Raw genomic sequence first — 6,997 nt, 5'->3', positions numbered from 1 at the left:
CTTCATAACGTAGATTATAAGACATGTGTATGCTTACTACGTTGTTCTCACATGATAGTTGTGGCGCATCACCTCACCCAACTCATTTCCCCTGTTTTTCGTATTGTAAAAAAGTTTTTACCGCCCTCTTATATGTAATTATGTTGCAGAAAAGTATGTGCTACACCATATGATACTTTGCGATTACGACCTAAATTGAAGCGCAAAAAGCGTGTTCGCATACCCTTTGATGTGCCCTACTTCATATTTTACTCGCACTATCAACTTCTTTCTCATTATCACGCTTGATACCATGGCATTGTGGAATTCACACATACGCTGCCCAGAATTTGTAAAATTACAGCGTAAAGGCTATCAGGCCATGCACTTTTTAGATTTGCACACCTTAATTTTAAACTCTTAACAATTTCTATCTTGCCCATAACAACTCGTATGGGTGTTAGGAAGGCATAGTATGCACGCGCGTAAAGGTATGATATGCAGATACTTGTAATGTGTGTGCATATGTACCACTGGTTATGCGTTACTTGTATCTATAATGCAGCCTGCATGCCGGTTATCTTGTAGGATACAGATCAAAAGTCGTGTTTCATGAATATTATTGCGAACTTTATGCAGAATTGTACGATGACCTGATATCTCTCCTATGGGAAAATATTAATGATTCAAACGATGCTTTTGAGCAACTGATTGGAGCGCTGGAAGAAGCCTGTTCAAAAATCGACAAAGCAGCTGCGCTAGCTGCCTTGTCGCAAAGCTATAATGCAAGCAATGTAGCGTCGATTAGAAGCGCAATGATTTCTCTAACAAATGAAGTGCGCTCCTGGGAGCAGCATTCTAATAGCTTTTTTGCTGAAGAATCTAGAAAAGAGCTACTATGGGGTTTATACAGTATCCTGAAGAACGTTTCTCTCTACATAACGTGTACGGATAGCAGAGTAACTAAATATCTCCGCACAAGGTTCGTGTCTGACTATTTGGAGGATGCCTTTATACATATAGTAAAGTCCATTTTGATCATACAGAAGCCACAAGTAGATGTAGGTAAGCACGGCATAAATCATATAGTACAGTGCTCTCATAGATCTGCATATGTAACTGCATGCTGTATGACATATTTATCATGCACTACTAAACGTGCACATTCCAAGCGCGCGCTATACAATAACATCGAATACCCAGTTATAGAACTCTCCTATATAAGATCCACAATATACGCTGCGCAGTTGATTTCTAGCAACACTCCCCTCGAATATAGAAATATTGCAGGCACAATCGCCAAATTAAAATTTTCTCATTCGGAGGTCATGCTGAAGAAGTGTATGAAAGCGCTGAGTACCTGGTCAACAGCACAACACTGTGGCAATGTTCCTATAATCGCTGCATCTCTTTTTTTATCCTCTATGGAGGAGTACATGGAAGATACGACTAAAAGCAGTTCGTGTGTAATACATGCAAATGCCAGCTTTCTTCTGCGATTCTTTCTATTGGATGCTATGTTCCGTTCCCGCTTGATGATTCTTATTTACCAACAGAAGGAACCTGTGCGTGTCTCTTTTTTGTCAACATGTACTGTTAATGTAAGACTTAAAAACATTGAAGAGCGTTTCTTATCATCTTTGAAAGGATTACATAAATTTAGAAATTCCGCTATGGTTGCGACAGTTACGCGCGAAATACTAACGCACATACACGAAATCTGCACTGAGATAAGACACCTTGCAAGCATAGCAACTAGTATGCCAGAACAGAAGTTTGCTCAACTTCTTGAAAGCGTACTTGTATGCTCCATAAGAGCTGCGTATCTACTACATCCTGGTGAGGTGCTTCGTAATTTGGCACATGGAAATGACCTATTTCCCACCGAGTACACTGAAAATTGCACATCAAAAGAGTCGGCCCTAAACAGCCTGAAGATAGTCTTAAAAGAGCTTAAAGCACGTTGCAAGCGATATTCAGCAGCAGACTGTAATGGCGGTTATATTTCCATGTATTCACAAGATCCTTATTCTTGCAAAATAGAGCGCACATCTACTCAACCTACAGAATGCGTTAAACACAAAAAAAAACCTAGCACTATACTGTTGGTAGGTACCGTCAATAGAGCCTATCACACAGCAATTAGCAAGGCTTGCTAAACAGCAGACTATCACGAAAGCATCTCTTCCCTACATATGGAATGTTGTTAAACACAAGAACCCTAAAGCCACACTACTGGCTAGTTCAGTCACAAAAGAGCATCACACAGCAGCAATTCGCGTTGGTTATTTAATATCAAGCTGCATTTTATTGGATCATAATTTATTGAACATAGTTTGCATACAAATTCTGATGTATAGCTTTAAGATATGTATAAAATTCCCATCCTGAAGATATGTATAAAATTCCCATCCTGTGGCCGACTAGCAGCTCTTCTTCTTCCTGCATACGTCATTCATCTTGTTGTATTGACGCGTTGCATGATAAACTCCGCATATGTTGTGTGTGGTGTTAATATGAATGAGTATTCGTGGGAATCGTATTCTACACAGTTGTTTAAAAGCTTGGATCTCCTGAAGAGGAGGACATGTTTATCTCTAGACTATTCCCTGAGGTCAAGACGTGAGATTGTGCACTACTGGGAGGAAACTCTTCAAGATGTATGTTACATGGTTGGCAGGGCTAGGCAAGACTCCGGCCTACTTGTTTCTAGAGCTGTGTATGGTGAGATTGACGATACCAATCCCGTACCGGAAGATATAGATACTATATTGTCTAGAGTTGTGGACGATGTTCAAACTGCGAGGTACGGACTGCTGTGCAGCACACTTGCAAGATCATTGCGTGTAGTAATAAATAGGTCCGAACTGCATCGTGTTAATACTGCACTTAGGCACATGTACCAGGCTTTGGAGGCTCTAATACCCCTTTTGTATGACAGAGAAGAACAAGAGAAATCTCCCATTTATCACACCTTAGAAGATGCAGTTTCCACATTAGCAACTGCTATAAACGTCTTACAAGTAACTGCTGCAAGAGGGAGAGGTGGACCTCCTAATACCCCATGGCATGGGGATAGAACTTTACGTAACCTGGATCCACTGGGGCATGCGTTTATTCATATGGCAGCTATGAGTGCACGTAGAGCTGCGTATATAATTGCTTCATGCTTCATGTTTTGTATTTCTCCATCCCCAGACAGTAGTACGGAAGCTGAAGACTATTACGAAGCGATGCACAGTTATATACGTTCGCTTATCAGCATTGCTCTGCTTGTTTCTGAAAATGTCCCGGGAGATCTTAGATCTACGGTGAGTCGCATAGCTGTCACCAGATTTATCGCTGCAAAACGCAAGCTTTCGAGTATGACTCTCAAAATGTGCTCACATTTGGGTATTCCTGAAGAGCTATGTTCAGGAGCTAATGGAAAAACTTACGAATACTTCCCCATAGACGGCGTTAGTTTTACTATATTTCTCAATGTTGTATCTGTTGCCCGTGATGCATGCGATATCTTTGAGCACGCAACAGATGCGTATACTAAGTATTCGCTTGGCACCAACGATGATTTAACCTGGGACGTATTTTCCCCATTTCAGTGCAGTTCCATAATTCTGAACCTAATGGAGGCAATATCGCATGTTCAATCCATATCTCATATGTTGAGCATAGTTCGCGAAAATGTAGCAGAAAGCTTCAAGAATAAGGAGAGCGGGTTTTCATTGTCCTCACATGTTTCCAATGCATTCTCGCTAATGGATATCTCACATGCAATTAAGACCACAGAACGAGCAATGCGTAGCTTGCGTGCGGCGATGTATATTGTAGGTTACATGGGCGGAAAGAGCGCAATAAAAAGATACTTAGAATGTGTTAGAGAGCGCAGAATAAATGGTAGAAACATCACAAATGCGCAGGATGATTATTTGTGCTTTAGAATGCTAGAAGTTAGCAAGCACATACGGTACGCATGCTTCGAACTTTATGACTTTGTCGACTTGCGTGTCTCACTTGAGTTATCTACTGGAACAGCAATACATGGAATGTACGGTGTGGCGATGGATATGCACCGTACGTTCTTATCATGCGCCAGGATTTTTGACGCGATGTTTTACGAAGGCTTCCATGAATATGTTTGGAATGGTCGTTTTGAGTCTTCTAGAATGGTATTCCCAGGAGAACTACCTGAGAAGGTTCCTTCATTTTCTATCCTTTATAGAATGCCAGAAGTGCTATTTTCTTATGAAGTGTTGAATGAGGCTCTGAACGTTGACGCAGTATATCGTCCCATTACAAAAAATGCTGGTGAACTACGCAGCATATATGAGTACGGAAAGAGAAAACAATGTCTCCCTTCTTCCGGGGTTTCATTCTCAACTAGCGATGTTGTACAGTGCACCAAGGAATGGTTATGCTCATCATGTCCCAGTTCCTTACTTTCCGCTGTCTCAATCACTCGTACGTTCCTGCAAAATGTAGGAACACTTATGACTGATGCGTACACATTTTTCTACGGAGAAGGTAGGGGGATAGGCAACCTTTGAAATTCTGGTAGTCAGACTTCAGGTGTTAGTAATTTTTTGGTGGAATTATCACTATTACGCTTGAGATGTGGTTGTAAGATTACCCTGTTTAAGGTGGAATCTTCAACTTACACCGCAACGCACAGCGTCTTATAAGCATCATACGTTCTCCACACCAAATTCGACTCTATGCTTATCAGATGAAAAGGAGGGATAAGCTATACATCACTTCTTCAATTCCACATGACATCTTGTTGCCTTAACCTAGGAGCTTTACATCCTGCCACATGCGTTACCATATATGGCTCTTGAGCACCAGGAGTTATGATAGGAGATACACATTCTAACGAGGTGCAATGCGGGTCATTTTTACACTTATTATTGCATTGCACCCATAACTTATATTATCCACACGGCGGCGTCCTCAGTCCTCCTACAACACTATCAATAGCTATATCATGGTAATAAAGGACTATTCTGCTAGAAGATTACAGAACTACGGCTGCTATAGCAATGCCCAAAACAGCAGCTACTGATGCAACACATGCTTGTGCAAGGGTTGTTGACGGCACATTTATTGGCTGTACAACAGAGATCTGCTGCGTACCGCCTAGTACCCCACTAATGGCTTCCTTAAGATACCCCCAAATGCTACTGGTCGGCAAGATCGTATCAACATTACTCACTAAGGCTGATTGTATCTCTGTCACGTTAGCCGGTAGCTTAGAAAAAGAATTCAGTAAATCAGAAAACTGTTGCAGCGTTGTTGCCATTGCATCTAACTTGTGAGCTGCGGCAGCACCTCCAGCTACTCCAATCACCAGACCAGTAGTAGCTGCTCCAGTAGTTATCCCACCAAGGCGCAAAAATAAGATGCACGCCCTTCGCGACAGATATTTCTTAAAATAAGAACCACGAGTACTGAAAGGCCGTCCATTAGCAACTTTCTTTCTTTTCTTAGTGTGGCGGCAAGGAAAGCACCCTGCGGTTGTCTTCTCTTCTTCCTGAATAACTTCACATGCTGGGTTAGAATGACTTTCTTGGCAGTCTATTAAATTAAGACGTAAAGACGTTACGTGATGAGGAGATGTAGGCAGTACCTTGTTCTCACAAGTCCACTTCCCCCCCCCCCTCAATGTCGCATATCCTAAAGGTAACCTTGTTACCTTCTAAAATTTCTACTTCGCTCTTAACTCTCATGTTTCCACACCACCATAAATGGAGTTAGATCTTAATTATATAACATGCATCAATGATTTACAAAATGGTGACATGGTAAAAGCGTTCACTGGAGTCCAATCAAATGCAGGGAAGCATGGCAATCTCCGTATTTGTTTGGTTATACACATCGTATATAACACTGCAAATCATTGAGCCATGCAATCTTAGAAGAAAGAAAAACCAGTACCTATAATGGCTCAATATACGTATTACTGCGTTTTGCATTGTAAGTTTCCAACAGAGGAAGCAAGCTAAGCATCAACCCCCATACAATCTTAGAATGCAGAAAAACCAGTGGCTCAATAGATATAATAGCGCAGTCGATATCACCTATTACCGTGCTTTGCATCATACATAAATCTCCTCTCCCTAGCCTGGCTTTCCAGAGCCAACAATGCAGTGGAACTATTCTCAATAGGCATAATAGCTATCAATAGCTACACATTTTGCCATGTTTGCAGTTGTGAATTCCACAAGAGAGCAAAACTAAGCTTACAACACGCACAGCGTTCTAGTGGCATCAAATCCTACAAGAATTATCACAATTACGCTTGAGACGTGGTTATAAGATTACGCTGCTGGAATAATGTCTTGTGCGTTTAAAACAAAGGATGGTGACTGGGCTTATCCTGCAACACACAGCATTCTATAAGCATCATACGTTCTCTACCCCAATTTGACTCCATGTTTATCAGATGAAAAGGGAGATAAGCTATGTCCCACTTTTTTTTTATTCCATATGACATTTTTTTGCCGTAGCCTTAAAAGCTTTACATTCTGCCACACGCGTTACCATATATGGCTCTTGAGCACCAGGAGTTATGGTAGGGAATACACATTCTAACGAGGTGCAATGCAGGTCATTTTTACACTTATTGCATTGCACCCATAACTTATATTATCCACACGGCGGCGTCCTCAGTCCTCCTACAACACTATCAATAGCTATATCATGGTAATAAAGGACTATTCTGCTAGAAGATTGCAGAACTACGGCTGTTGCGGCAAAAGACAACTTTAGGTGCACATCGAGCAATATCTATCCATTGTGTACGATATATGGCTTCGGGAAATACAGCGGTAATTCACAGTAGGGTTAGGGTATGCACTCCATGCTGGTGTCATACATCTTTACCTTAGGTTTTCAGTTGCTTTAACGTGTAATACAGGCCACTCCAATGGCACCAATGGCGGCAAAACCTGCAGCCGCCCCTGCGGTACAGCTAACTCCGGCACTTACTGTTATACCTAATGCAGCACCTACTACAACACCC

The 6,997-nt window shown here is 41.6% G+C and carries 4 protein-coding genes; 2 read left to right on the top strand and 2 right to left on the bottom strand.

Features of this window, described 5'->3' with window-relative positions; all coding sequences use genetic code 11:
* The first annotated feature begins 584 nt into the window (after positions 1–584).
* Together R4I06_RS03980 and R4I06_RS03975 are read left to right on the top strand one after the other, a co-directional pair.
* Positions 585–2,138, top strand: coding sequence for a hypothetical protein (locus R4I06_RS03980; protein ID WP_334414271.1), 1,554 nt, complete (start codon positions 585–587; stop codon positions 2,136–2,138).
* A gap of 357 nt (positions 2,139–2,495) precedes the next feature.
* On the top strand, positions 2,496–4,523 hold the full coding sequence (locus R4I06_RS03975) for a hypothetical protein (RefSeq protein ID WP_334414270.1): 2,028 nt from the start codon (positions 2,496–2,498) through the stop codon (positions 4,521–4,523).
* A 467-nt stretch (positions 4,524–4,990) separates the two neighbouring features.
* Here the strand turns inward: R4I06_RS03975 and R4I06_RS03970 are convergent, their stop codons facing one another.
* Entirely contained in the window at positions 4,991–5,638 is a 648-nt protein-coding gene (locus R4I06_RS03970) for a hypothetical protein (protein ID WP_334414268.1), read from the bottom strand.
* Positions 5,639–5,910: 272 nt separating this feature from the next.
* Entirely contained in the window at positions 5,911–6,075 is a 165-nt protein-coding gene (locus tag R4I06_RS03965) for a hypothetical protein (protein ID WP_334414267.1), read from the bottom strand.
* Positions 6,076–6,997 lie beyond the last annotated feature (922 nt).

Origin of the sequence: Anaplasma bovis (assembly GCF_036903315.1) — a bacterium.
Classification (GTDB): domain Bacteria; phylum Pseudomonadota; class Alphaproteobacteria; order Rickettsiales; family Anaplasmataceae; genus Anaplasma; species Anaplasma bovis.
Note: the sequence above shows the minus strand (reverse complement) of the source record. Positions and strands in the feature narration are given on the sequence as shown.

What these genes read in the sequence shown, in the direction of transcription:
- R4I06_RS03975 (WP_334414270.1), top strand. Translation starts at nt 2,496, where the DNA reads ATGAATGAGTATTCGTGGGAATCGTATTCTACACAGTTGTTTAAAAGC.
- R4I06_RS03965 (WP_334414267.1), bottom strand. Translation starts at nt 6,075, where the DNA reads ATGATGCAAAGCACGGTAATAGGTGATATCGACTGCGCTATTATATCT.